The organism is Streptomyces sp. NBC_01320 (assembly GCF_035974375.1).
GTDB classification, from domain to species: Bacteria; Actinomycetota; Actinomycetes; order Streptomycetales; family Streptomycetaceae; genus Streptomyces; species Streptomyces yanii.
This window is the reverse complement of the sequence record NZ_CP108390.1, coordinates 2178777-2203312: the sequence shown is the minus strand read 5'-3', so window position 1 is coordinate 2203312 and position 24536 is coordinate 2178777. Positions and strand designations below refer to the sequence as shown.

Below are 24536 nucleotides of genomic sequence, written 5' to 3'. Positions count from 1 at the left end.
CCGACGGGGTGGGAGCCGCGCAGTCGGCGGCACGGCTCCCACCTGCCGCGTGTGCTGAGCACATGGAGCTGACCGCGGCAGCCCTCGCTGCCGTGGTCAGCTGTGCGCAGACCGACGCCCGTGCGGCCGGCCGACGTTCCCGTGCCGCGTAGTCCGGGCCTGCGAAACCGGCCTCCAGGACCGCCGGCCGCGCGTCAGCCGGCATGACGGATCAGAGGGTCGGGTCGCGATGGGTGGGCCGACCGTCGAGGACCGTGAGCACCACAGGGAGTTCGGGCAGATCGGTGGCGGGAGTGGTGAGGGGGTTGTCCGCGAAGACCGTGAGGTCGGCGCGGTTGCCGACGGCGAGCCGGCCGGCCTCGTGTTCCTCGCCCGCCGCGTAGGCCGGGTTGATGGTCATGGACTGGAGGGCTTCCAGGGCGGTCAGTGCCTGGTCGGGGCCGTGCGGAGGCTGGGTGAGATCGCGGCTGGGGCGGCGGTGGCGGGCTCCCGCCATGACGGCCAGCGGGGGATAGGGAGCGATCGGCCAGTCGGAGCCGAGGACGACGGTGGCGCCGGAGTCCCAGAGATCGCGACAGCGCCAGGCGCGGGAGGCGCGCTCCTCGCCGAGGCGGCGGGACCAGTTGTCGGTGTGGTCGGCCCGGGTGAAGTCGCAGCAGTGGGTGGGCTGCATGGAGGCCACGACGCCGAGCTCGGCGAAGCGGCGCAGGGTGTCGTCGGGCACGGTCTCGATGTGCTCGATCCGGTGCCGAACCACGCGATCGCCCGCGGCCAGGGCCTTGTCGACGGAGTCGAGGACGTGCCGGACGGCCGCGTCACCGATGGCGTGGGTCGCGGTGGGGACCCCGGCCCGGTGGAGCTCGCCGACGATGCGGGTGTAGGCATCGGGGTCGGGCCAGAAGGCGTGCGTGGACTCGCCGTGGCAGTCGGGGCGTTCCAGCCAGGCGGTGCCGTTGTCGATGGTGCCGTCCATGAAGAGCTTGACGCCCTCGTTGCGCCAGAGCCCGCCCCCGGTGCCCTGCTCCTCGATGAGGGCGCGCAACGCGTCGGCGTCGGTACCGGGCTGGCACCAGGGCGCGACCCGCAGCCGCAGCGGCAGCTCGCCGGCCGCGTCGAGGTCGGTGTAGAGCGCGAGGCTGTCGCCGTTGGCGTCCATGGCGTGACCGCCGGTGAGACCGGCGGCGGCCATGCTCCGCAGCGCGGCGGCGAGGCGGGCCCGGCGCTCCGCGTGCGTGGGCTGGGGGGCCGCGCGCTCCACGAGTTCGCAGGCGGCGTCCTCAAGCAGCAGGCCCGTCGGCCGGCCCGCCTCGTCGCAGACGACCTCGGCGGCCTGATCGAACCTGCGCGGCCCGTCGACGCCGGCGAGTTCGAGCGCGCGGGGGCTGGCCAGCATGGAATGGGCATCGAAGAGCTGGAGGAGGGCCGGAACGTCGTCCAGTACGGGGGCGAGGGCGGCAGCCTCGATGGGCCGGTCCCCGAAGACGTTCGGGTCCAGACCCCACCCGTGCAGCCAGGCTCCGGGCGCGAGGGTCCGGACCTCACGGGCCAGGGCTTCGCGCACCTCCTCCAGGCCGGCGCAGCCCGACAGGTCCAGTCCCTGGGTCAGTTCGGCCCCGGAGACCGGGTGAAGATGCCCGTCGACCAGGCCGGGAGTCACCACGGCCCCTTTCAGGTCGATCACCGTGGTCGAGGAGTCTGCCAGCGAACGTATCCGCCGGTCGTCACCGAGGGCGGCGATACGCCCTCCGGACACGGCCAGGGCGGTGTCCGGCAGCAGTTCGCCGGTGACCGGGTCGAGCAGCCGGGCTGAGAGCAGGACAAGGGGGTCCCGCCCTGCTCGAGCGAAGTCGAGAGCTTGGGGGAGGGTGCGCACTGTGGCTCCTTGAAGGGCTGGTCAGGTCGGGTCGGCCGGCTGCCCGGCAGCTGGAAGGTCGTCGCCGGCCGCCGCGGGCGCGCCGACCGGGTCCGTGCCGAGTTCGTCGGCGAGGCGGGTGAGCATGCCGCTCGGCAGGCCGAGTTCGCGTTCCGCGATGGCGACGGCCATGCGCATCACCGCGGGCGGACGGTTGCTGGTGTCGGTGTTCGCGTGGGCACCGAGGCCGTCGATCACCACCAGGATCTGAATGGTCGTCACATAGAGGTCGTCCGTGCGGAACTCGCCCCGCGCGACACCCTCACGGATGAGGCCTTCGAGCCGTCCGCGCCAGGCCTCCTCCTGTGTGCCGACCCGGTCCCGCAGGACGGGCCGGTAGCGGCTCAGGTGCCGGGCGTTGATCCAGAGCCGGCTGACGTCGTCGTACGCCTCTCCCGTTGCGTGAGCGAAGAAGCGTGCGAGGTACTGGATGGCGGTGCCGTCACGCCTCTCCGCCGGGACGAGGCGGTCGAGTTCGGCGCTCGCGGCGCTGCCGAATGCCTCGCCGACGAGGTCTTCCACCGCTGGGAAGTAGTGACTGATCAGCCCCGGGCGGACGTCGAGCTCTTCGCCGATCCGTCGCAGAGTGATGCACTCCAGCCCTTCTGCGAGGGCGACGGTGGCGGCCGCGTCGACGATTTCCGCACGTCGGTCCGCCGGTGATTTTCGAATTCGTTTGCGCTGGACGCTTGACGGCATACCCGCGATGTTATTGAGTGTGCGACCAATAAGCAAGCAGGTGGGTACGCCCAGCACTCGGAGGGCTCAATGGCTTCCACGATTTCCGACCCGAACACAGGCGCTGACGACGGACTGCCGTCCTCGGACCGGGCGCGCCGCATCGAGGTCCACGGCATCGACCACATTCCCGAGCGGGAACGCCACGGACGTGCGCGGGACCTGTTCGCCGTCTGGGCGGCGGCGAACGTCAACTACCTGAGCCTGGTGGTCGGCGGCGCGCTGATACTCATGGGCCTGAGCCTCTTGCAGGCCCTCACCGTGATCGTGGTGGGCAACCTCTTCTGGGTGCCGGTCGGCCTGCTGGCCGTCTCGGGACCGGCCTCGGGGACGCCGAGCGAAGTGATCATGCGCGCGATGTTCGGCGTCCGCGGCAACCGGGTGAACATCGCGGTCACCGGCTGGGTGATCTGTATCTGTTACATCGCCCTCAACCTGGCGGCGGCCGCGCTCGCCGCCTTCTCTCTCGTCGAGAAGGCCGGCATCACGCCGAACACGGGCGTCAAGACCGCTGTCGTCGTGGGTATTGCCGCGCTCACGCTGGCCATCAGCGTCTACGGCCATGCCACGATTCTGAAGCTCTACCTCCCGATCACCGTGGTCCTCACCGCGGCGTTCGCTGTCGTGGCCTTCAGCGTGTTCGGGCACGCGGACTTCGGCTACGAGCCGGCCGAGCCGCTGACCGGCGGCAGCCTGTGGGCGGCTCTCGCGGGCGGCGTCACCCTCATCGCCTCGGGCCCGCTCTCGTACACCAACAGTGCCGACTTCTCCCGCTACCTTCCCCGGGCGACATCCCCGAAGGCGATCGTGGGCTGGACCGCGCTCGGCGGCTTCCTGCCCAGTGTCGTCGTCACCGCACTGGGCGCGTTCGCCGCGACCGCGGTCGACATGACCGATCCGCAGACCGCGCTGGAGACGATCCTGCCCGCCTGGTTCACCCCCGTTTTCCTGCTCGCTCTGGTGCTGGGGACGATCGCCATCAACGCCATGACCGCCTACAGCTCCGGCCTCGCCCTCCAGGCCGTCGGCGTGCGTATCCGCCGCTCCCTCAGCGTCATCGTCGACGGAGTCGTCGGTGTCGCCCTGACCCTGTACGCGCTGCTCGTGTCCAACTTCCTCGACACGGTCAGCAACGTCCTCCAGCTGACCGTCGTCCTGCTCGGCCCGAGCATGGCCATCTACGCCACTGACATCCTGCTGCGCCGCAACCGCTATGACGGCCCCGGGCTGACGGACGAGACCCCCGACAGCCCGTTCTGGTTCACCGCCGGCGTCAACTGGGCGGGCGCCCTCGCGCTCACGGCAGGCACCGCAGCGGCGGCCCTCTGCGTGAACACCGTCTACGCCGGCCCGCTCGCCCGCGCCCTGGACGGAGTCGACCTCGCTCTGCCTGTCGGCATCACCGTGGCGTCGGCGGTCTACGCGGTCATGATGCGACGCTCCCGCTGCGCGCCCGGCACGGAGATGCGGGCATGAGCCGACGGCCGAGGGGGTCCTTTCCTCACGTGGATCCTCGACCCCCGCGCACTCCGGCGAGCAGCATGAGCGGCCGGACACGTCCCGGGCCCGACCGCCCCGGGGGCGGCGTCCGAGCCAGGCACGCGGGCCCATGCCTCGCACGTGGTCAGGCCGTTGGTGTCTATTCGAACCGGGTGGTGTCTCCTGCTCCTCGGCGCACGATGATGGCCTCGCCTTCGGAGAAGTCGATGACCGTCGTCGGTTCGGTGCCGCAGTCACCCGAGTCGACCACCGCGTCCACCTCGTGGTCGAGCCGCTCCTTGATCTCCCAGCCCTGTGTCATCGGCTCGTCCTCGTCGGGCAGGAGCAGGGTGCTGGAGAGCAGCGGCTCACCCAGCTCGGAGACCAGGGCCTGGGTGACCACATGGTCGGGAATACGGACTCCCACCGTCTTCTTCTTCGGGTGCAGCAGCTGACGCGGCACCTCCTTCGTCGCCGGGAGGATGAAGGTGTAGCTCCCGGGCGTGGCTGCCTTGATCGCGCGGAACACGTCGTTGTCGACGTGTACGAACTGACCCAGCTGCGCGAAGTCCTGGCACACGAGGGTGAAGTGGTGACGATCGTCGAGGTTCCGGATCGAACGGATCCGGCCGATGCCGTCTCGGTTGCCCAGCTGGCATCCCAGTGCGTAGCAGGAGTCCGTCGGGTACGCGACGAGCGCACCGGAGCGGATGATGTCAGCCACCGTGCTGATGGTGCGCCGCTGAGGATTTTCGGGGTGCACGTCGAAGTACTTCGCCATTCTTGGAGCTTATGTGATCCGGACTGCCATGGTGAGGCATTGAGGCGCGGACAAGGGCGAGGAGCGATTGATCCCCCGGTCCTGGCCCGGGCCGCGAAGCGGACGAACGAACGGACTTCTCCCGAGTCCGGCTGCGTACGCTCGCCATCCGGCACCAGGCGCCGGTCCGTCCACGCGTGCGTGCGCGTACGTTCGCCGCAGCCGATCCGCGGGCGCCTGCGGACGAGACCCGGGCAGGTCGTCTGCTCATCGTTGACGGCTATACCGTCAATGTGTTCCAGGTGGAACGGGAGGAACCCGTGTGTTACCCCGTCAACATCCAACGCCGGACAGCCGGGCGGCCGGCACCATCACCCCGGCCGACGACATGGAGATCTACCACCTGCCCGTCCTCACTCCGCTGATCCTGGGCGGACCGGTCATCGCCGTGGCTGGTGCGATGCTCCCTGCCGGCTGGGCGGCTCGGACCGCTACGGCGACCCCCTCTGCGTACCGAATAGCCGCCTCCGGCCGAAACCGGCATGCGTGAGGTGAGGCATGTCCGGCACGATGCTCGACGTGACTGATGTGACGCCCGAGTTGCTGCCTCATCCTCGCGTGCTTGCTGCTTTCGGTCTGACGGGGCCGCCTGTGCTGTTGGCCGGCGGCCAGGGGCAGAGCGTCTTCGCCGACGGCGCTGTCCTGAAGCCGGCAGGCAGCGCCGAAGGCGTCGAATGGGCTGCGGAGCTGTTCGCCGGAGTTCAGGGAGACGAGGGGTTCCGCGTGCCACGCCCGCTGCGGTCGGCGGCGGGTGGATACGTGGTCGATGGCTGGATGGCCTCCGAGTTCGTTGCGGGGGAGTCGGGCCCTGCGGGGAGGTGGGACGAACTCCTGGTGGCTGGAAGGGCCTTCCACCGGGCTCTGCGGACCGTCTCGCGCCCTGACGGGCTCGATCGCGAGCAGCATCGCTGGGCCGTCGCCGACCGAGTGGCGTGGGGCGAGACGACAGTCGCAGTGCCGCCGGACGTGCGCGAGCCGCTGCGCGGACTCTGCGCGTTGCTGCAGCCGGTCGAAGCGCCCAGCCAACTGGTCCACGGTGATCTCACGGGCAACGTGTTGTTCGCGCCCGGTCTGGCACCGGCTGTGATCGACTTCTCGCCGTACTGGCGTCCGGTGTCGTATGCCGATGCGATTGTGGCAGCCGACGGTCTTCTGTACTACGACGAGGACCGGGAGTTGGTGGAGTCTGCTGTTCCTGGTGCCGACGGACTCCAGATGCTGGTAAGAGCACTCATCTTCCGGCTCGTGGCCCTGGCCGTTCCGCCAGGGCCCGAGGGAGTGGTTCCGGCGGACGAGATGCGGCGCTTCACCCGGGTCGGCGACCGCGTTGCGCGGTGGATCGTCGGGTGACACCGCTCAGGTCCCCGGGAGCGCAGTCCTGCGGCCACGCGTCATGTGCGACGGCAGCGAGGCCAATGCACCGGGGCCGTCGCCAGGACCGTCCTTTTCAGGCGCCCGCCGACGACTGGGCCTCCGCCTCCGCGCGGTACAGCCGACGCAGCCGGACCACGCCCAGGTCGTGCTGGTACAGGTTCTCCCGCTGGTCGGCGTCCGTCGGCATGGCCTCCAGCATCACGCGGTCCTGCTCCAGGACCTCCCAATGGCGCTTCTCGACCAGGGTCTTGTACAGGAAGCGCCAGGACGCGCGCTGCCAGTCCTCGACGCGGCGGTAGCGCCAGAAGAAGACGCCCGTGCGCTGTTCGTCCACCGGGCAGACCATGCCCACGATGCCGAACGGTCCGCCGGGGCCGGCCGACGGCGGGTACGGGATGGACAGGTCGACCCAGTCCACGCCGGTGCGGCACAGTTCCACCCAGTCGAAGTTGACGCCGCGCTGGTCGGTCTTCTCGAAGAAGTAGCCGCGAGCGGTCTCCCGGATGCGGAACTTGGCTGTCGTGTCTCCGTCGAACATCGTGTGTGACTCGTGGTGCAGAAACGCACCGTGCATCGGGTCGAGCAGGTTCTCCACGGCGTACCGCCACGGCACGTTCCATTCGGCGTAGCACAGGAACGCGTCCACCCCGGGGTCCGTCAGCGGCTCGGGCAGCGTCAGCGCGGCCGGCTCGGGGTGCTCCTCGTCACCGAAGTAGGCGAGGATCGCGCCCGCGACCTCGCGCACCGGCAGCGAGGCGACCAGCTTCTTGCCCTCCAGGCTGCAGCCGGGCAGTCCGGGGACGGAGGAGACCGTGCCGTCGGTCTGGACCTCGACGCCGTGGTACCAGCAGGCGACCCGGTCACCGAGGTGCTTGCCGAGCGAGAGCGGCGCGCCGCGGTGCGGGCAGCGGTCCGCGAGCATCGACAGGGTGCCGTCGGAGCGGCGGAACAGCAGCCACTGCTCCCCGAGCGCGGTCACCTTGCGCATCGCGCCCGGGGCGACGAAGTGCGAGGGCACGACGGCGTGCCACTGGTTGCGCAGACCGGTGGCGTAGATGTGGTCCGCGGTGGCGGAGGACGACAGCGTCATGGTCAGGCTCCCAGTCGGTTCATCTCGGCGCGGAAGGATTCCTCGGTCCACGGTGTGCCGTCGGCGGCGTGGACCTGACGGGCGTTGAGCCCGCGGACCACGTCGGTCAGCTCGTGGCCCTCCTTGGTGAAGACGTCCTCGAGGGTCGCGGCGAGCTTGTACTCGTACGGGGTCGGCTCGTGCGTACGGGACTGGTGGACGTCCAGGTACGGCCAGGTGTCGGTCACGGTGTCTCCTGAAAGTGCGGGGGAAGGGGTCACAGGTCGAGGACGAGTCGGCCGGAGGCACACCGCGAGACGCAGATCATCATCGTGGCGCCGGCGGCGTGTTCGGCCTCGCTGAGCAGGAAGTCGCGGTGGTCGGGGGTGCCGTCGAGCACCCGGGTCTCGCAGGACCCGCAGATCCCGTCGCGGCACGAGCTCTGCACGCTCAGCCCGGCGCTCTCCACGGCGTCGAGGATCGAGATGTCCGCGCCGACCGTGACCGTCACCCCGGAGGTGCGGCACTCGACCTCGAACGCCTCGTCGTCACCGGTGCGTTCCACGACCGGTGCGGCGAACCGCTCCAGGCGCAGCCGGTCCTGGGGGCAGCGCTCCTCGACGGCCGTGAGCAGCGGTTCGGGGCCGCAGGAGTACACCAGCGTGCCGTCGGGCAGCTCAGCGAGCGCGGTGTCGAGGTCGATGTGGCCCAGCTCGTCCTGCGGGACGAGTGTGATGTCACCGCCGAGCGCGGCGAGTTCCGAGGTGAACGCCATCGAGGCCCGGCCCCTGCCGCCGTAGACCATCCGCCACGAGGTTCCCCCGCGGGCGGCCTCCCGGGCCATCGCCAGCAGCGGGGTGATCCCGATGCCACCGGCGACGAACACATAGGCGTCGGCGTCCTCCAGCGCGAAGCGGTTGCGCGGTTCGGAGACCGTGACCGGCTGCCCGGGGCGCAACTGTGTGTGCACGTATCGCGAACCGCCGCGCGAGGCGGGTTCGTTGAGCACGCCGATGCGGTAGACGTCCGGCGTGTGCGGGTCGCCGCACAGGCTGTACTGGCGTACCTGGCCGCCGACATGGACATCGAGGTGCGCGCCGGGCGTCCAGGCGGGAAGGGGTTTGCCGTCGGGGTGGGTCAGTTCGACGGACAGTACGCCTTCGGCCTCCCACGTCATACGACGGACGATCAGCTGCAGCGAGTTATCGCTCATGGCCTGTTGCCTCCTTACCGGCAGTACGGGGGCCGGGCTACTGGCCCGGGATCCTCACGGGTGGGGTGAACGGGTTCTTCATCGGGCCCAGTGCCGTCAGATCGACCTCGACGAGGGTCGGTCCGCCCGAGGCGACGGCCTCGTCGAGCACCGGTGCGGCGTGCTCCTCGGCGGCGATCCGCAGATACGGCAGCCCACAGGCGCGTGCCAGCAGTTCGAAGTCGGGGGTGACCAGGTCCACCCCGGACCGGCGCTCGCCGTAACGGTCCTGCATGTTGCGCAGTACGCCGTAGCCGCCGTCGTTGAAGACGATCAGCGTCAGGCGGGGCCGCTCCTGGGCGAGGGTGAGGAGTTCGCCGAGGTGGACGGCGAGTCCGCCGTCGCCGGCGATCACGACGGTGGGCGTGTCGGGCCGGGCGAGCGCCGCGCCGATGCCCATGCCGAGCCCCTGCCCGATGCCTCCGCCGCGCGGGAAGACGTTGTCGCACGGGTCGTACATCTCCAGCAGTCGGTTGCCCCAGCTGCTGGACGGAATGGTGACGTCGCGCGCCACGACCGCTTCGCGGGGAAGCGCGGCGCGGATCGCGTCGCAGATCGCGGCCTGTGGGCCGATGCTGTCGTGCAGGGTCGCCCGCACCTCGGTGCGTACGGCGGCGACGCGGTCCGCCCAGCCGGACTCGGCGGGCCGGGCGTGCGGCAGCAGACCGGTCAGAGCGGCGGCCGCATCGCCGTGCAGGGCGTGGGTGGCCGGGTACACGCGGCCGAGCGCGGCCTCGTCGATGTCCACCTGGATGTGCGCTCCGGGGAGCTTCAGCGTGTAGTCGGCGGTCTCGTTCGAGCGGAAGTGCGTGCCGATCGTGAGCAGTACGTCCGCGTCGGCGAGCAGCGCACGCACCGCGGGGGTGGTGGCGAAGTTGCCGATGACCTGCTCGTGGTCCTCGGGCACTGCTCCGCGCCCGGAGTTCGACGTGAGCAGTCCCGCTCCGGTCGCCTCCAGCAGCCGGACCAGTTCGCCGCGGGCGGCGACGGCGCCGCCACCGGCCCAGATCAGCGGGCGGCGCGCCGAGGCCAGGAGGGCTCCGGCGGCAGCCAGCTCGCTCGCCGCGGGAGCGGGGACGGCGGGCGCGGGGAGCTCGGCGGGTTCGTCGGTCTGCGTCGCGTACTGGAGGTCGATCGGCCACTCCACGCTTGCCGGACCGCCCGGCGCGGTCAGCGTGGCGTGGGCCGCCTCGCGCAGGATCCGTCCCGCCTGCTCCGCGTCCGGCACACTCGCCGCGTACGCCGAGACGGCGGTCAGCATGCCGAGCTGGTCCTTGGTCTCGTGGATGAAGCCCCGGCCGCTGCCCAGGAATTCGCTCTCCACCTGGCCGGTGATGTGCAGCACGGAGCTGCCCGCACTCAGGGACTCGATCAGTGATCCGGCTGCGTTGCCCGCCCCCGTGCCGGTCGAGGTCAGTGCGCAGCCGAGGGTGCCGCGGGCCCGCCCGTAGGCGTCGGCGGCGTTCACGGCGGATGCCTCGTGCCGGACGGGGACGAACCGCAGTTCGCGGTCGACGGCCTCGACGAGCGGCAGGTTGTGCACGCTGACGATGCCGAAGACGGTGTCGATGCCGAGTTCGCGGAGGACGGCGACGAGGAGATCGCCTCCGTTGTCGTAACGCATGGTGTCTCCTCAGAGGATGGAGCGGCCGACTCCGCCGCAGACGTCGATGCTGGTGCCGGTGATGTACGAGGCGAGGGGTGAGAGCAGGGCGACGACCGCGTACGCGACTTCCTCGGCCCGGCCGAGGCGGCCCAGCGCGATGCCCCGGTCGGCGGCCAGTTCCGCCTGCCAGTCCTCGTAGGTCATGCCGGAGTCCGCGGCCGCGTGGCGTCGGGTCCACTGGCCGGTGTCGATGAGTCCCAGACAGACGGAATTGACCCGGATGCCGTCGCCGGCCAGTTCGGCCGACAGGGACTTGGAGAGATTGAGGATGCCGGCGCGGGCGGCGCTCGTCGTGATCAGCCGGGTCTCCGGTTGCTTGGCGAGCACCGCGTTGATGTTGACGATGCTCGCCGCGCCGGAGGCGGCGAGATACGGGCGAGCCGCCTGCAGTGGGTTCAGCACCCCGGCGAACTTCAGCTCCAGCTCGTCGCGCCAGTCCTCGGCGGTGGAGTCGTCGAGACCCTTCATCCGGGACTGTCCGGCGTTGTTGACGAGTCCGTCGATGCCGCCGAACTCCTCGGCGGTGCGACGGACGAAGCCGTGCACCGCATCGGCGTCCCGTACGTCGCACACGCCGGTCAGCAGGCGGTCACGTCCGGCGCCGAGCCGGGCGACCACCTTGGCCAGCCGGTCGGCGTCGCGGCCGCAGGTGGCGACACGGGCACCTTCGTCGAGGAGGGCGCGGACCGTGGCCAGGCCGACGCCCGAGCTGCCGCCGGTGACCACGATGGTGCGGTCGGCGAGGCCCAGATCCATAACTCGTTTCTCCTACAGTTCAGTTCATGGTGAAGCCGCCGTTGACGGCGATCACCTGGCCGGTCAGGTAGCGGGACTCCTCGCCGAGCAGGAAGGAGACGATCCCCGTGAGGTCGTCGGGCTGCTGCGGCCGGGAGATGGCCCGGTTCATGCGGTAGAGGTCGTGCCGCTCGGCGGGCACGGTCTCGGTCGCCTCGCACTCGGTGAGCCCGGGGGCGACCGCGTTCACGGTGATCCCCCTGTCGCCGAGCTCGCGGGCCATGGCCCGGGTCAGCGCGATGACCGCGCCCTTGGAGGCGATGTAGTGGGCCAGGCGCGGGGATCCGTACAGTGCGGCGTCCGAGGCGATGTTGACGATGCGGCCAGGGCCTGCGAAGAGCGGATACAGCGTCTTCGACACCAGCCACGGGCTGCGGGCGTTGACCGTCATCAGCCGGTCCCACACCTCGACGTCGATGTCCTGGAACTCCTTGCCGCCCACGCCGTTGGCGAGCGCCGCGTTGTTGACCAGGCCGTACAGCGTGCCCAGCTCGCGCACGGCGTCGGCCAGCGCGTCCACCGAGGCGGGGTCGGCGACGTCGCAGCGTACGAAGTGTGCGTCGAAGCCCTCCGCACGCAGCTCCGCGACAGCGTGCTCGCCCCGCTCCTGTTCCAGTTCGGCGACGACGACCCGGAAGCCGTCGGCGCCCGCCCGGCGGGCCATGGCCAGTCCCAGGCCACGGCCCGCGCCGGTGACGACGACGGTGCGTGCGTCGGCCGGAGGCTGGTCAGCCACGGGTGACGCCGTGCATCGGCGAGTACTCGGGGTAGGTCGGCACCTGCGGCTTCTGCGTGCCGATGACGACGCAGAACAGGGCGTCGGTGTCGCCCTCGTTCTTGAGCGACCGGGTCACGCCGGCCGGGACGACGATCATGTCGCGGTAGCCGAGGGTACGGTACTCGGCCTCGTTCGGGCCGCGGTGGATGCCGACCTTGACCTCGCCCTCCAGGACGAAGAACGCCTCCTCGACGTCGTGGTGGGTGTGGGCCGGGCCCTCGGCGCCGGGCGGCAGCAGCATGTTGGAGAACGTGAAACCGCCGGACGGGATGATGCGGCTGTCGCTCTCGTGGTTGCCGGTGGCGCCGGAACCGACATAGCGGATCTGGCCGCGGCGGTACTGCGGGCCGGCCTTCTCCTGGAAGGAGAGGGTGTCGAAGTCCGCCACGCGGGAGCTCTTGGTGGCGATGAGGGAGTCGGTGTACGCGGCGAGGTCGCCGCCGTTGTCGTACTCGGTGGTGGTCAGAGGCATGGGGAACAGCTCCTATTCGGGAATGGATGCGGTGATGCGGAGGTGGGAGAGCACCCAGGCGTTGAAGTGCCCGGGCTGCTCCTGGTTGGCCAGGTGACCGGCGTCCTTGACGATCACGTAGGCGGTTCTGTGGATGGCCCCGGCGATGGCCTGGCTCGCCTCGATGCCGGTGACCATGTCCTGGTCGCCGCAGAGCACGAGCGTGGGCGCGGTGATCGAGGGGAGTTCGGCGCGCAGATCGGCCGTGGCCATGGACTCGGCGGCGTACGCGTAACCCGGCAGCCGTACCGATTCCGCCATGGTCCGCACGACCCGGCGCACCAGAGGGTCCGGAGCGCCCGGCGACACCAGCCGGGGTCCGCGCGCCTCGGCGAAGGCGTGCGCGCCGAGCTCGGCCAGCTCGCCCGCCCTCGCCCGCATGCTCTTGGCCTTCGCTTCGTCCGTGCCCGAGCCGGGACTGGAGTCGGCGACGATCAGTGAGGCGACGAGCTCCGGGTGGCGGGCGGCGAGCCGCAGCGCGATCACACCGCCCCAGGAGACGCCGAGCACATGCGCGTTCGTGGCACGCTCGCGGATGAGGGCGGCCGCCGTGTCCGCGAAGTCGTCGAGGGTGGGCGGCTCCTCGGGGTCGGGGGACTTGGCGTAGCCCGGGGCGTCCCACGCCACGACCCTTACGTACGAGGAGAGTTCAGCGAGCTGCGGGGCGAACGCGGCTGACGACGAGCCGATGCCGTGCAGGCACAGCAGCAGCGGACCCCGGTCACCGGCCTCCTCCACATGGACGTCGACGCGGCCGCTCAAAGGATCTGCCCCGTCCGTCCGGCGAGCGCCGCGAGGCTGCGCAGCACCGCGTACGGCACGACCTGGCTGGTTGCCGGATTGCCCGGGTCGGGCAGGTGCGCCACCTCGAAGCGGTACGCACCGTGCGGGCCGGACGCCTCGATCACATGCCGGGTGTGGTGCGCCGCCGGGTCGGCGACGACCTGGACCCGCACAGCGTCCAGGTCGCCGACGGCCAGCGCGACCGACGCGGCCACGTTCGTCGACTTGGGGAACTTCACCGGAACCTCGCGGGCGGTGCCGGACATGACCTCGACCGGTCCGGTTGCCGTCCGCATCCGGGTCAGCAACTCCTCATCCATCCAAGGCTGTTCGAGGGTCGACGGCAGCTTGGTGGTGGTCAGGCGCACCTCGTCCAGCGGGCCGAGCGAGCGTGCCGCCTGGAGCAGGTCGAGACCGCCGACGGCGCCGCCCGTGAAGTACACCCGGCCCGGCCCCGCCGCGAGCAGCCGCTTCGCCAGCTCGTCGTCGGTCAGCGCCCCGCTGCTGGCGATCAGCAGATCGGTGCCGGAGGCCAGCACCCGCTCTCCCCACTCCCGCACGACGCCCTGGCCCGCGGCCTCGACGATCAGGTCGCAGAGTTCCAGGGCCTCCTCGAAGGTGACCTGACGCGCGGGCGCGGCGTCACCGAGGGGACGGTTGTCGACGACGCACACCAGCTCGGCGCCGCCCACCTGCCCATCGGCGAGGGCGCTGCCGACGACCCGGCCGATCGCACCCCAGCCGACCACGCCGACCTTGCGTACGGTGCTCATACGGTTGCCTCCTGGACGTCGAGGGGAGCGAGCGGGCCGGGGTCCGGCGCGCCCGCCATGTGGCAGCGGATCTCCTTCGACGGCGGACCGGCCGTGCCCCACAGGTCGGACAGGTCGGGCACCCGCCGCCACACCCGGGCGATCCAGGCGTCCTCGACGATCTGGGCGACCTCGGACGTGTACTCGCAGACCAGCCCCGACGGGTCGGTGAAGTAGGAGAAGGTGTTGTTCCCGGGACCGTGCCGGCCGGGGCCCCACTGGGGGGTGATGCCGTGGTGGCGCAGCCGGCCGAGGCCCCGCATGAAGTGGTCGACCGAGGTCATCTCGTACGCCACATGGTTGAGCGAGGTCCACTCGGCCTGGTTGAAGGCGATGCAGTGGTGGTCGGCGTTGCAGCGCAGGAACGCCATCTGGTGCTCGGACCAGTCGGAGACGCGCAGACCGAGCACATCGCAGTAGAAGGCGACGGCGGCGTCGATGTCGGTGGTGTTGAGCACGGCGTGCGTGACCCCGACGGGCACGGCGCCGTCCCGGCCGCGCGGGACGACTGCCTCGACCTGGGCGCTGATCTCGATGAGGCGCCCCTCGGGGTCGGTGAACCGCAACCCGTAGCCGCCGCCCGCCTGTTCCAGCGGGCCGGGCCCGAAGACGGGAACGATGGAGCGTGCTTCGAGGCGCCGGGCGGCCTCGTCGACCTCGGCGGGGGTCGCGACGGCGAACGCGATCCGGCCGAGGCCGACCCGCTCCCGCTCGGTCAGATGGAGCACGTGGTGTTCGTCGCCCGTGCCGCGCAGCCAGCGGGCGCCGGTGTCGGACTCGACGGTCCGAAGGCCCCAGACCTCCTCGTAGAAGTCGGCGGCCTCGGTGAAGGCCGGCGTGTGTAGCTCGACGTAGCGCAGGGATCGGAGCCGGGCGATCGGACCGGGCGGTGGTTGGTGCATGAGTCTCTCCAAGACGGGCAGGCGTGCCGGGTCAGTTGGCCCAGGGGAGCGGGAGGTCGGAGGTGCCCCAGTACAGGGACTTCTGGCGCTGGTAGGCGCGGATCGCGTCGCGGCCCTTCTCCGTACCGAGGCCACTGTCCTTCCACCCGCTGAACGGGGTGGAGGCGCTGAACTGCTTGTACGTGTTGATCCAGACGGTGCCGGCCTCGATACGGCGGGCGATCCGCCACGCGGCCCGCAGGTCGCGGGTCCAGATGCCGCAGGCCAGCCCGTAGACAGAGTCGTTGGCCTGGCGGACCAGATCGTCCTCGTCGTCGTAGGGCAGAGCGACCAGCACGGGTCCGAAGATCTCCTCCTGGCAGGTGCGGGAGGTGTTCGGCAGCCCGTCGAGGACGGTCGGCAGGTAGTACGCGCCGTCCTGGTACCGCTCACCCTCGGGGGCGGACCCGCCGCACAGCACCCGCGCGCCTTCGGAGCGGGCGAGGTCCACATAGGCGGCGACGGAGTCGCGGTGGCGGTGGTGCACGAGCGGGCCGACCTGGGTGCTCAATTCGGTGCCGGGGCCGACGCGCAACTTGCGGACCCGGTCGACGAGTTCGCCGACGAAGGAGTCGTAGATCTCGCGGGCCACGAAGAGCCGGGAACCGGCGATGCAGGACTGGCCGCTGGACGAGAAGATCCCGAACAGCACGCCTGCCAGGGCCTGTTCGACCTCCGCGTCGGCGCGCACGATCGTCGGCGACTTGCCGCCCAGCTCCAGCGAGGCGGGGACGAGCTTCTCCGCCGCGACCGCGGCGATGGACCGCCCGGTCTCCGTGCCGCCGGTGAATCCGATGCGGGCGACGAGGGGATGGCGTACGAGGGCGTCCCCGACCACCCGGCCGCTGCCGGGCAGCACCGACAGCAGGGCTGTGGGCAGCCCGAACTCGTCGAGCGCCCGGGTGATCAGACGGCCGAGGGCGAGGGAGACCAGGGGGGTCCAGGCCGCGGGCTTGAGAAGGATCGCGTTCCCGGCCGCGAGCGCGGGAGCGATCTTCTGCGCGTCGCTGGCGACGGGGGAGTTCCAGGGGTTGATCGCGCCGACGACGCCGATCGGTTCGAACACGCTCATCGTGATGTACGGGCCGCGGGACGGGGTGACGGAGTCCTCCGCCGTCTCCAGGGCGGCCGCCATGTAGTGGAAGGTGCCTGCCGCGCTGAGTGCGAGGGCCCGGGTCTCGGTGAGGGTCTTGCCGGTGTCGGCGGTCTGCAGGGCCGAGAGCTCGTCGGCAGCCTCTTCGGTCAGCTCGGCGATCCGGTGCAGCAGCCGGGCGCGCTCGTGGGGGAGCAGGTCCCGCCAGGCGGGGTCCGCAGCTGCCTTCGCCGCGGCCTCGGCCGCTTCGGCGACCTCGTCCGCCGATGCGGAGTGGACGGTGGCGACAATGCGGCCGGTCGCCGGGTCGACGGTGTCGACGGGCTCGCCCGCACCGCGTCGCCACTGGCCCGCGATCAGGATGTCGGTGGGGAAGTGCGGCACGGGAGAACCTCCGGGCGAGGCGACGGAATGAGGGGACTTCGGGTGCGGATGCGCTCGGCGCGAGACCGGAGCGACTGGGTTGCCTGCACTGTCGAAGTGCTAGAAATCTAAGGGCTTAACTTTCTCTGCGCAAGGCCCGAGTTGAAATCGATATCGAGGGGGCCTTGAGCATGGGATCTGTGGCGGCGAGGATGGTCGACGAGTGGATGGCCGTCAGATTTCTAAGCCCTTAACCATTGACCGCTTAGATACGGGACCCTACTGTCTCCGCAACTCCTCTGTCCGCGGAAGGACCCCCTCCATGACGACTGTGGCCGGCAAGCCAGCCCTTGGCTCCATAGCCGCGAGACTTGAACGACTGCCGCACTCGCGCTGGCACGTCAAGGTCCGATTCCTGATCGGCGCCGTCACCTTCTTCGAGGCGTTCGACCAGCTGTTGGCCGCCTCCGCACTGCCCGTCCTGATGAAGGAATGGCACCTGACCACCGGGCAGGCCACCTTCGCCGTGACCTCCGCCTCCATCGGCATGCTGCTCGGGGCACTGGCCGCCGGCTGGATGGGTGACCAGATCGGCCGCGTGCGCACTGTCGCCCTCGGCGTCGCCGTCACCGGTCTCGCCAGCCTCGCCGTCGCCTTCTCCGGCAGCATCGAGACCTTCTCGCTCTTCCGGTTCGTCCAGGGGCTCGGCATCGGCGGTGTCGTGCCCGTCGCGGCCACCTACATCAATGAGATCGCCCGCTCCGACAAGCGGGGCCGCTTCGTCCTGTTGTACGAGATGATCTTCCCGGCGGGACTCGCGGTGGCCACCCTGGTCGCCGTATGGGTGGTCCCCAACTTCGGCTGGCGTGCGATGTTCGTCGTCGGCACCCTCCCGGTGCTGATCGCCGCCCTGTTGCCCCGCCATGTCACCGAGTCCCCGCGCTGGCTGCTGTCCCGTGGCCGCACGGAGGAAGCGGAGGAGGCTCTCGCCCGTATCGAGGCGGAAGTCGCCCAGGCCACTGCCGAGCCGCTGCCCGCACCCGCCGCGACGCTGCCCGACGAGACCTCCCAGGGCCGGCTGAGCGACCTGTTCCGGGGGCGCTATCTTCGGCGGACGGCCGTGCTGTCGGGCCTGTGGTTCGTCGCGTACTACGTCAACCACGGCATCTCCACCTGGCTGCCGTCGCTGTACACGAAGCAGTTCGGGCTGGATCTGACCACCGCGCTCGTCTACACCCTGCTCAGCAACGTCACCGGCCTGCTCGGCACGCTCGTCGTGGCCCTGCTGATCGACCGCATCGGCCGCAGGCCCGCGCTGGTCGGCGCGCTCGTCGGCACCGTGCTCTCGCTGGGCGTCCTCGCACTGGCCGGTGCGACCTCGGGCGGTCAGGTCGCCGTCTTCGCCTCGTGCACGACCTTCTTCCTGTACGCGATCAACGCGGGTCTCTACCTGTACTCGCCCGAGCTGTACCCCACGTTCAACCGGGCCAAGGGCGCCGCGTTCGGCGGTCTGTGGAACCGGTTCGGTGTCATCCTCGGTCCGGTGACCGTCGGCGCGATCATCGGCGCGGGCGGCAGTCTGGCCATCGTCTTCGCGCAGCTCGCCGTGGTGGCCGCGGTGGGCGCCGTGATCGCGTGGTTCGCCGTCGAGACCAAGGGCAGGACGCTGGAGGAGCTCAACGCCTGACACGCGATCGGCAGTCCCGGTGCGGGGCCGGTGTCCCGGAGCAGCGATCACTGCTCCGGGACACCGGCCCCCAGCGTTTGCCCCAGGGCTCCGAGCAGCCCGGAGAGCCGGCGCCGGTCTGCAGCGCCCAGCCCGGCGAGCAACTCCCGCTCCTGGGCCGACCGTACGGCGAAGACCCGGTCGGCGAGTTCGAGACCCTCCGTGGTGAGACGCAGCCGGACGATCCGGCGGTCGTCCGCGTCGCGCTCCCGCCGGATCAGACCCGCCGCCTCCAGACGGTCCGCGTGCTGGGTGAGACCGCCCGCGCGGACCGTGCCGGCCGCCGCCACCTCGCCCATCGTGCGGCGGTAGGGCTCGCCCGCGTCGCGGAGGGTGGCGAGCACGTCGTAAGCGGGCAGGCTGACGCCGTACTCACGGACGGTCCTGCCGATCAGCGCCTGATGGCGAACGGCGCACTCGCTCAGTATCGCGAACAGGGCCGAGGGGGAGTCGTCCGCACCGGGGGCCACGGGCTCCGCGCGAAGAGGCTCAGGGCGTACGGGCTCCGAGCCGGTCACGGAGGGGGGCCGCGGGGCCGCGCCGACCCCGGCCGGCCTGTCCGCGTGCGGGCGCGCGGGCATGCCCTCGCCTGCGGCCGCGGCGCCCGGTGCCGATGGGGCAGCGTCGGCCAGGGCTTCGCCGAAAGCGGTGGTGAGCACGTCCGCCAGCGCCGGAGCGAGCTCCTCGGTCGGGACGGAGGCCGCCGGTTCATGAGCGAAGACATAGCGCTCCATGATCACGCCGAAGAGGACGCTCCGAACCACGGCGGCGCGCACCTCGGCGTCGGCCGAGTCGCCGAGCAGCCGCGTGAGCGGCTCGCCGACCTGCTTCTCCAGGATCGTGCGCAGAAGTTCGGCGCTCGGCGGGTGGCTGACGGCCGAGCGGATCAGTGCGGGCCAGGGATCGTCGGCCGGCAGACGGTCCCACCGGTCGAGGTAGGCGCGGGCGAGAGCCGCGGGCAGTTCGCCCGAGTTGTCGGCCGCGGCCGCGAGCACGTCGTTGGTGACGCCCGACCCGCTGCCCACCGCCTCACGGAACAGACCGTCCTTGGTGCCGAAGTACGCCATCACCAGGCCGGGCGTCACCCCGGCCTCGGCCGCGATGGCGCGGACCCCTACGCCCTTGTAGCCGTGCGCGCCGAACAGCCGCCGGGCCGCGTCGAGGACCGCGTGACGGTTGCCCTCCGGGTCATGGGAGCCGGGGCGGCGCTGCGACGGCTGCCCTTCTCCCTGCCCGGTTCCTGACGTGGGGCTTCCGACCGGTCGCCGACGGCTCTTGCTCTCTGGATCCACAAGGTTCACATTAAACGAGTGTTCATAAAAACAGTCGTTCAAAAGCGGTCACACCCTGTGGACGGGACCGGTTCGCAGAGTGAGGGGGAGTGCGCTGCCGCCGCGCCGCATCGCGACGATCTCGGCCATGATCGACACGGCGGTCTCCTCGGGTCCCCGGCCGCCGAGATCGAGTCCGATCGGCGAGCGCAGCCGTGCGATGTCCGCTTCGGTCGTGCCCGCCGTGCGCAGTCGTGCGAGACGGCCCTCGTGCGTCCGGCGGCTGCCCATGGCTCCGACGTAACCGGCCCGGCTGCGCAGGGCGAGAGCGAGAACCGGCACGTCGAACCGGGTGTCATGGGTCAGCACGCACACCGCCGTCGCAGCGTCGACCAGGTCCTCATGGGCGCGGAACCAGCGGTCGGGCCGGTCGGCGACGACATCGTCGGCCCTGGGGAAGCGTTCGGCCACCGCGAAGGCGGGCCTGGCGTCGCAGACGGTCACCCGGTGGCCGAGCGCGGCGCCGATGTCTGCCAGGGGCCGGGCGAACTCGGCCGCGCCGAAGATCAGCAACCGTGGCCGGGATGCGAAGGACTGCACCAGCAACTCCTGCTGTGCTGCGCAGCCGGTGTCGTCGGTCGAACCGTCCCCGCTGGTCACGAGCCCGCTGGCGCCGCGGCCGAGCATTCCCTCGGCGGCCAGGCTCGCGGCCCGGTCCGCGCGTGGGTCGCCCAGCGAACCCGTCGCCGTCCCGCCGCCGACGACCAGGCCGCCGGCGCTGTCGAGGGGGGTGACCAGGGCGACCGGAGCGCCGGCCGCGATGTCGGCGGCAAGCCGGCCGAGCGGTACCTCCGGACCTACCTCGCGGACCAGTACCTCGATCGTTCCCCCGCAGGTCAGGCCCACCGCGAAGGCGTCCTCGTCACCGACTCCCCAGCGCTCGACCGTCGGGGCGGCGCCCGCGAGTACCTCCTCCGCGATCGCGCAGACGGCGGCTTCGACGCAGCCGCCGGAGACGCTGCCGACAATGCGACCGTCCTCGGACACGAGCATCGACGCGCCCGGACCGTGCGGGGACGAGCCCCAGGTCCGCACGACGGTCGCCATGGCGAAGCGGGTTCCGGAGCGCTGCCAGGCCGCTGCCTGGTCGATGACGTGTCGCATATCGCTCTCCTCGGGCCGTGAAATCTCGGGCAACCTCTTGCCAAGAAGAAACTTTAGTGTAAATCATTTCAGGTACTAGATAGATCTGTCCGTGTCGAATGCCATGACGCGACGACGACCCGAGAGGTCCGGTGACAGCAGGTTGAAACCCACATCCTTCGACTACACCGCCCCCAGCACTGTCGGCGAGGTGGTCTCCCTCCTCGCCGACGAGGAGCGGGAGGCCAAGGTCGTGGCGGGCGGCCAGTCCCTGATCCCCATGCTGAACATGCGCCTCGCCAGGCCCGGGCTGCTCGTGGACATCACCCGCATTCCCGAACTCGGCCGCCTCTATGTGGACGAGTCGGGCAACCTCCGCATCGGAGCCGCAGTACGGCAGGCCCACGCCGCCGCCGACAACGCGGTACGGGACGGATGGCCGCTCCTGGCCGCCGCGATCGGCCACATCGGACACCCGCAGATCCGCAACCGCGGCACCGTCTGCGGCAGCCTCGCCCACCACGACCCGGCCGCCGAACTGCCCACCGCGGCACTGGCCCTGGACGCCCGCTTCGTGATCACCGGGCCGCGCGGCACCCGTACGGTCAACGCCGAGGACTTCTTCGTCGCCACCTTCTCCACCGCCGTCGACGCGGACGAGCTCCTCACCGAGGTCGTGTTCCCGCCACCCCCGGCACACCACGGCTGGGCCTTCGAGGAACTGACCCGCAGGCACGGCGACTTCGCCACCGTCGGCGCGGCAGTCGTCCTGGAAAGGGACACCGCTGCGGGCACCGTCCGCACGGCCCGCGTGGTCTTCTGCGGCGCAGGCCCCGTCCCGGTACGTCTGCCCGCCGCCGAGGATGCGCTCGTGGGCAGTGACGCCGGCGAGCAGGCCCGCGCCGCCGCGGCCCGCGCCGTGCTGGCCGGCCTCACCCCTTCCGACGACGTCCACGCCACTGCCGAGTACCGGCGCGAGGGCGCCGCCCATCTCCTCGTCCACGCCTGCACCACCGCCTGGGAGCGCTGCCGATGACCCCCTCCGTCCCCACCCCGCTCGCCGCGCGCACACCGCCGCTCGCCGAGCCCTCCGCCTGGCACGAGATCGACCTCACCGTCAACGGACGACCGGTCACCGCCCAGGTCGAGTCCCGCCTGCTGCTCAGCGACTTCCTGCGCGACCGGCTCGGCCTCACCGGCACCCATGTCGGCTGCGAGCACGGGGTCTGCGGGGCCTGCACCGTCCTCGTCGACGACGAGCCGGTGCGCACCTGCCTGACCCTGGCCGTGCAATGCGCCGGTGCCGAGATCCGCACCGTCGAGAGCCTGGCCCCCGCCGATGCCCCCCTCACCCCCGTGCAGCGGGCCTTCCACGAGTGCCACGGCATGCAGTGCGGCTTCTGCACGCCCGGATTCGTCATGACGGCGACCGCCCTGACCGAGCGGTCCGAGCGCCCCGACGAGGAACAGGTCGCCGACGCGCTCAGCGGGCATCTGTGCCGGTGCACCGGCTACCGCAACATCCGCCGTGCCGTGTGCCAGGCACTCGACGAGCGATTCGGGGAGTGACCCCCATGTCCCACGACTTCGACCGGACCCGGCCCGGCAACGGCGGCTGGATCGGCCGTTCCGTCCCACGCGTGGAGGACGACCGGCTGCTTCGCGGCAACGGCCGCTACGTCGACGACATCGCGCTCCCGGGCGCCGTCGAGGCCGCCTTCCTACGCAGCCCGCATGCCCACGCCCGTATCGAGTCGGTCGACGTGACCGCGGCCCTCGCCGCACCCGGCGTCGTCGCCGTGTGGACCGGCGACGACGTGGCGGACCTGCCCGCGATGCTGAACAAGGAGGAACTGCGCACCCCGCCGGGCCTCGCCGAGCTCCTGGACCCGGTGGTCCGGATGACGCCCATGCCGCTGCTCGCCCGAGAGAAGGTCCTCTACGTCGGCCAGCCCGTCGCCGTCGTCCTCGCCGGGAACCGCTACCTCGCCGAGGACGCCCTGGAACTCGTCGAGGTGCGGTACGCCCCGCTGCCCGTGCTCGTCGACCCCGAACACGCCCTGATCCCGGACGCGCCCCTGCTGCACGAGGATCTGGCGGACAACACCGCGGTCGCCGTCGCCACTCGCGTCGGCGACCCGGAAGCGGCGTTCGCCGGCGCGCACGCGGTGGTGAGCGAGCAGTTCGATGCCCACCGCTATGTCGCCTCGCCGATCGAGACCCGTGCGATCTCGGCCCAGGTCGATCCGTACAGCGGCCGGCTGACCGTCTGGTCGGGCACCCAGACCCCGCACCGGTTGCGGGACGCCATCGCCCACACTCTCGGCCTGGAATCCGCCACGGTCCACGTCATCGCGGCGGACGTCGGCGGCGGCTTCGGCCAGAAAGGCATCCTCTACGTCGAGGAACTCCTCGTCCCGCACGCCGCCCGTCGCCTCGGCCGCCCCGTGCTGTGGCGCGAGGACCGCAACGAGAACCTCATCGCCTCCTCGCACGCCCGCGAACAGATCCACCGCATCGAGCTCGCCGCGGACGCCGAAGGCCGCCTCATCGCCGTACGCGACCGGATCACCGTCAACTTCGGCGCGTACAACATGACCGGCCTGGTCGTGCCGTACAACTCGCTGTGCCATCTCCTGGGTCCCTACCGCGTCCCGAACGTGCACATCGATGTCGTCGGTGTCCTCACCAACACCACCTTCGCCACGCCCTACCGGGGAGCCGGCCGCCCGGAGACGGTGTTCGCCATGGAGCGGGCGATGGACCGGCTGGCCGCCGAACTGGGCATCGAGCCCGAGGAGCTGAGGGCCCGCAATCTTGTGCGGCCAGACGAGATGCCCTACGCGACCGGACTGGTGGACCGCTCGGGCAGACCGCAGTCCTACGACTCCGGGGACTTCCCCGAACTCCTGCGCCGCACCGTCGCGAAGGCGGACGTCGAGCGGGTACGCGCCCAGCAACGCGAAGGTGCCCGCGACGGCAAGCGAGTCGGCATCGGGTTCGCCATGTACATAGAGGCCACCGGCCTCGGACCGTTCGAAACCGCGCGGATCGACATCGCCCCCAGCGGCCGGGTGCGGCTCGCCATCGGCGCCCCCTCCCAGGGGCAGGGGCACCGCACGTCCATGGCGCAGATCGCCGCCGACGCCATCGGGGTGCCGCTCGATGCCATCGACGTGGTCGGCGGCGACACCGAGGCCACTCCGTTCGGCGTGGGCACCATCGCCAGCCGCGCCCTGGTCAATGCGGGCAACGCCACCCACCGGGCCGGCCGCCTCGTCCGCGAGAAGATCGTCGAAGCGGCGGCCCGCCGCCTCGGTGTCGCGGCGGACGGGCTCGAGCTGAGCGACGGTGTCGTGCAGGCGAAGGAGCCGGGCGGTCCGTCCATCAGCCTGGCGGAACTGGCAGGGAAGGCACCGCTGCCCGGCACCCCCGAACCCACCGACGGCCGGCACGGCACCGAGATCAGCGAGACCGTGCATTTCCGCCCACCGGGTTTCGCGGTCGCGAGCGGAGCACACGCGGCCGTCGTCGAGGTCGACGAAAACACCGGCGAGATCGAGATCCTGCACTACGTCGTCGTCCACGACGCGGGCAACATCGTCAACCCGATGATCGCGGAAGGCCAGGTCACCGGCGGCATCGCGCAGGGAATCGGCGGAGCACTGTACGAGGAGATGGTCTACGGCCCCGACGGCCAGCCCCGCACCGGCACCTACATGGACTATCTGGTACCCACGTCCTCGGAGATCCCCGACCTCGACATGGACGAGATCTTCACCCCGAGCCCCATGAACGACCTCGGCGTCAAGGGCCTCGGGGAAGGCGGCGCGATCGCCCCCCAGGCGGTACTTGCCGGCGCCGTCGAGGACGCGCTGCGCCCCTTCGACGTGGTCGTACGCCGTGGCCCCCTCTCTCCGAGCCGGGTGCGCGCGCTCATCCGTACGGCAGCCCGCACCTGAGTCCGGCCCCACCTGAAACCGACTCCGCATCCACGTCCGGCCCCGGGC

The 24536-nt window shown here is 71.1% G+C and carries 23 protein-coding genes; 7 read left to right on the top strand and 16 right to left on the bottom strand.

Annotated features, from left to right (window positions below; translation table 11 throughout):
• Positions 1-211: 211 nt before the first annotated feature.
• The gene (locus OG395_RS10515) at positions 212-1873 is read right to left on the bottom strand and encodes an amidohydrolase (RefSeq protein ID WP_327242646.1); all 1662 of its coding nucleotides are present in this window, start codon (positions 1871-1873) and stop codon (positions 212-214) included.
• A 21-nt stretch (positions 1874-1894) separates the two neighbouring features.
• Positions 1895-2611 (bottom strand): TetR/AcrR family transcriptional regulator, encoded by a 717-nt coding sequence (locus OG395_RS10510; protein WP_327242645.1) that lies wholly within the window; start codon positions 2609-2611, stop codon positions 1895-1897.
• Between the two features lie 69 nt (positions 2612-2680).
• Here OG395_RS10510 and OG395_RS10505 point away from each other — a divergent pair, with 69 nt between their 5' ends.
• Positions 2681-4126, top strand: a complete 1446-nt coding sequence (locus OG395_RS10505; RefSeq protein ID WP_327242644.1) for a purine-cytosine permease family protein — start codon at positions 2681-2683, stop codon at positions 4124-4126.
• Between the two features lie 163 nt (positions 4127-4289).
• Here OG395_RS10505 and OG395_RS10500 read toward each other — a convergent pair whose 3' ends face one another.
• Positions 4290-4910, bottom strand: coding sequence for an L-threonylcarbamoyladenylate synthase (locus OG395_RS10500; RefSeq protein ID WP_327242643.1), 621 nt, complete (start codon positions 4908-4910; stop codon positions 4290-4292).
• 301 nt (positions 4911-5211) lie between these two features.
• Here OG395_RS10500 and OG395_RS10495 point away from each other — a divergent pair, with 301 nt between their 5' ends.
• Positions 5212-5439: a hypothetical protein gene (locus tag OG395_RS10495; protein ID WP_327242642.1), complete on the top strand. Its 228-nt coding sequence runs from the start codon at positions 5212-5214 to the stop codon at positions 5437-5439.
• Positions 5440-5468: 29 nt separating this feature from the next.
• Entirely contained in the window at positions 5469-6299 is an 831-nt protein-coding gene (locus OG395_RS10490) for a phosphotransferase (protein WP_327242641.1), read from the top strand.
• A 97-nt stretch (positions 6300-6396) separates the two neighbouring features.
• Here OG395_RS10490 and OG395_RS10485 read toward each other — a convergent pair whose 3' ends face one another.
• Genes OG395_RS10485 through OG395_RS10435 form a run of 11 tightly spaced genes read right to left on the bottom strand, consistent with a single transcriptional unit; the run spans position 6397 to position 16407 of the window.
• Entirely contained in the window at positions 6397-7413 is a 1017-nt protein-coding gene (locus OG395_RS10485; protein WP_327242640.1) for an aromatic ring-hydroxylating dioxygenase subunit alpha, read from the bottom strand.
• Between the two features lie 2 nt (positions 7414-7415).
• Positions 7416-7640 carry a recombinase-like helix-turn-helix domain-containing protein gene (locus tag OG395_RS10480; RefSeq protein ID WP_327242639.1) on the bottom strand — a complete coding sequence of 75 codons (225 nt, stop codon included), beginning with the start codon at positions 7638-7640 and terminating at the stop codon, positions 7416-7418.
• Positions 7641-7669: 29 nt separating this feature from the next.
• Positions 7670-8605, bottom strand: coding sequence for a PDR/VanB family oxidoreductase (locus OG395_RS10475; RefSeq protein WP_327242638.1), 936 nt, complete (start codon positions 8603-8605; stop codon positions 7670-7672).
• A gap of 37 nt (positions 8606-8642) precedes the next feature.
• Positions 8643-10268: a thiamine pyrophosphate-binding protein gene (locus tag OG395_RS10470; RefSeq protein WP_327242637.1), complete on the bottom strand. Its 1626-nt coding sequence runs from the start codon at positions 10266-10268 to the stop codon at positions 8643-8645.
• Positions 10269-10277: 9 nt separating this feature from the next.
• Positions 10278-11066: an SDR family oxidoreductase gene (locus OG395_RS10465; RefSeq protein ID WP_327242636.1), complete on the bottom strand. Its 789-nt coding sequence runs from the start codon at positions 11064-11066 to the stop codon at positions 10278-10280.
• Positions 11067-11085: 19 nt separating this feature from the next.
• On the bottom strand, positions 11086-11841 hold the full coding sequence (locus OG395_RS10460) for an SDR family oxidoreductase (RefSeq protein WP_327242635.1): 756 nt from the start codon (positions 11839-11841) through the stop codon (positions 11086-11088).
• The gene (locus tag OG395_RS10455) at positions 11834-12355 is read right to left on the bottom strand and encodes a cupin domain-containing protein (RefSeq protein WP_327242634.1); all 522 of its coding nucleotides are present in this window, start codon (positions 12353-12355) and stop codon (positions 11834-11836) included. The genes OG395_RS10460 and OG395_RS10455 overlap by 8 nt, the downstream gene beginning before the upstream one ends.
• A 12-nt stretch (positions 12356-12367) precedes the next feature.
• Positions 12368-13156, bottom strand: a complete 789-nt coding sequence (locus OG395_RS10450) for an alpha/beta fold hydrolase (protein WP_327242633.1) — start codon at positions 13154-13156, stop codon at positions 12368-12370.
• Positions 13153-13950, bottom strand: coding sequence for an aspartate dehydrogenase domain-containing protein (locus OG395_RS10445; RefSeq protein ID WP_327242632.1), 798 nt, complete (start codon positions 13948-13950; stop codon positions 13153-13155). The genes OG395_RS10450 and OG395_RS10445 overlap by 4 nt, the downstream gene beginning before the upstream one ends.
• Positions 13947-14891: a VOC family protein gene (locus tag OG395_RS10440; protein ID WP_327242631.1), complete on the bottom strand. Its 945-nt coding sequence runs from the start codon at positions 14889-14891 to the stop codon at positions 13947-13949. The genes OG395_RS10445 and OG395_RS10440 overlap by 4 nt, the downstream gene beginning before the upstream one ends.
• 31 nt (positions 14892-14922) lie before the next feature.
• Positions 14923-16407 (bottom strand): aldehyde dehydrogenase, encoded by a 1485-nt coding sequence (locus tag OG395_RS10435; RefSeq protein ID WP_327242630.1) that lies wholly within the window; start codon positions 16405-16407, stop codon positions 14923-14925.
• 301 nt (positions 16408-16708) lie between these two features.
• On the opposite strand from OG395_RS10435, the gene OG395_RS10430 reads away from it, so the two are divergent.
• Complete coding sequence (locus OG395_RS10430; RefSeq protein ID WP_327242629.1) at positions 16709-18073, top strand: MFS transporter; 1365 nt, start codon at positions 16709-16711, stop codon at positions 18071-18073.
• Positions 18074-18120: 47 nt separating this feature from the next.
• Here OG395_RS10430 and OG395_RS10425 read toward each other — a convergent pair whose 3' ends face one another.
• Positions 18121-19404 (bottom strand): TetR/AcrR family transcriptional regulator, encoded by a 1284-nt coding sequence (locus tag OG395_RS10425; protein ID WP_327242628.1) that lies wholly within the window; start codon positions 19402-19404, stop codon positions 18121-18123.
• A gap of 48 nt (positions 19405-19452) precedes the next feature.
• On the bottom strand, positions 19453-20547 hold the full coding sequence (locus tag OG395_RS10420; RefSeq protein ID WP_327242627.1) for an XdhC family protein: 1095 nt from the start codon (positions 20545-20547) through the stop codon (positions 19453-19455).
• Positions 20548-20689: 142 nt separating this feature from the next.
• On the opposite strand from OG395_RS10420, the gene OG395_RS10415 reads away from it, so the two are divergent.
• The 3 genes from OG395_RS10415 to OG395_RS10405 are packed head-to-tail and all read left to right on the top strand — an operon-like array spanning position 20690 to position 24488.
• On the top strand, positions 20690-21562 hold the full coding sequence (locus OG395_RS10415) for an FAD binding domain-containing protein (RefSeq protein ID WP_327242626.1): 873 nt from the start codon (positions 20690-20692) through the stop codon (positions 21560-21562).
• Entirely contained in the window at positions 21559-22095 is a 537-nt protein-coding gene (locus tag OG395_RS10410; protein ID WP_327242625.1) for a (2Fe-2S)-binding protein, read from the top strand. The genes OG395_RS10415 and OG395_RS10410 overlap by 4 nt, the downstream gene beginning before the upstream one ends.
• Before the next feature lie 5 nt (positions 22096-22100).
• Positions 22101-24488, top strand: a complete 2388-nt coding sequence (locus OG395_RS10405) for a xanthine dehydrogenase family protein molybdopterin-binding subunit (protein ID WP_327242624.1) — start codon at positions 22101-22103, stop codon at positions 24486-24488.
• Positions 24489-24536 lie beyond the last annotated feature (48 nt).

What these genes read in the sequence shown, in the direction of transcription:
- OG395_RS10500 (WP_327242643.1), bottom strand. Translation starts at nt 4,910, where the DNA reads ATGGCGAAGTACTTCGACGTGCACCCCGAAAATCCTCAGCGGCGCACC.
- OG395_RS10465 (WP_327242636.1), bottom strand. Translation starts at nt 11,066, where the DNA reads ATGGATCTGGGCCTCGCCGACCGCACCATCGTGGTCACCGGCGGCAGC.
- OG395_RS10410 (WP_327242625.1), top strand. Translation starts at nt 21,559, where the DNA reads ATGACCCCCTCCGTCCCCACCCCGCTCGCCGCGCGCACACCGCCGCTC.
- OG395_RS10405 (WP_327242624.1), top strand. Translation starts at nt 22,101, where the DNA reads ATGTCCCACGACTTCGACCGGACCCGGCCCGGCAACGGCGGCTGGATC.
- OG395_RS10445 (WP_327242632.1), bottom strand. Translation starts at nt 13,950, where the DNA reads ATGAGCACCGTACGCAAGGTCGGCGTGGTCGGCTGGGGTGCGATCGGC.
- OG395_RS10455 (WP_327242634.1), bottom strand. Translation starts at nt 12,355, where the DNA reads ATGCCTCTGACCACCACCGAGTACGACAACGGCGGCGACCTCGCCGCG.
- OG395_RS10420 (WP_327242627.1), bottom strand. Translation starts at nt 20,547, where the DNA reads ATGCGACACGTCATCGACCAGGCAGCGGCCTGGCAGCGCTCCGGAACC.
- OG395_RS10510 (WP_327242645.1), bottom strand. Translation starts at nt 2,611, where the DNA reads ATGCCGTCAAGCGTCCAGCGCAAACGAATTCGAAAATCACCGGCGGAC.
- OG395_RS10470 (WP_327242637.1), bottom strand. Translation starts at nt 10,268, where the DNA reads ATGCGTTACGACAACGGAGGCGATCTCCTCGTCGCCGTCCTCCGCGAA.
- OG395_RS10485 (WP_327242640.1), bottom strand. Translation starts at nt 7,413, where the DNA reads ATGACGCTGTCGTCCTCCGCCACCGCGGACCACATCTACGCCACCGGT.
- OG395_RS10440 (WP_327242631.1), bottom strand. Translation starts at nt 14,891, where the DNA reads ATGCACCAACCACCGCCCGGTCCGATCGCCCGGCTCCGATCCCTGCGC.
- OG395_RS10505 (WP_327242644.1), top strand. Translation starts at nt 2,681, where the DNA reads ATGGCTTCCACGATTTCCGACCCGAACACAGGCGCTGACGACGGACTG.
- OG395_RS10475 (WP_327242638.1), bottom strand. Translation starts at nt 8,605, where the DNA reads ATGAGCGATAACTCGCTGCAGCTGATCGTCCGTCGTATGACGTGGGAG.
- OG395_RS10430 (WP_327242629.1), top strand. Translation starts at nt 16,709, where the DNA reads ATGACGACTGTGGCCGGCAAGCCAGCCCTTGGCTCCATAGCCGCGAGA.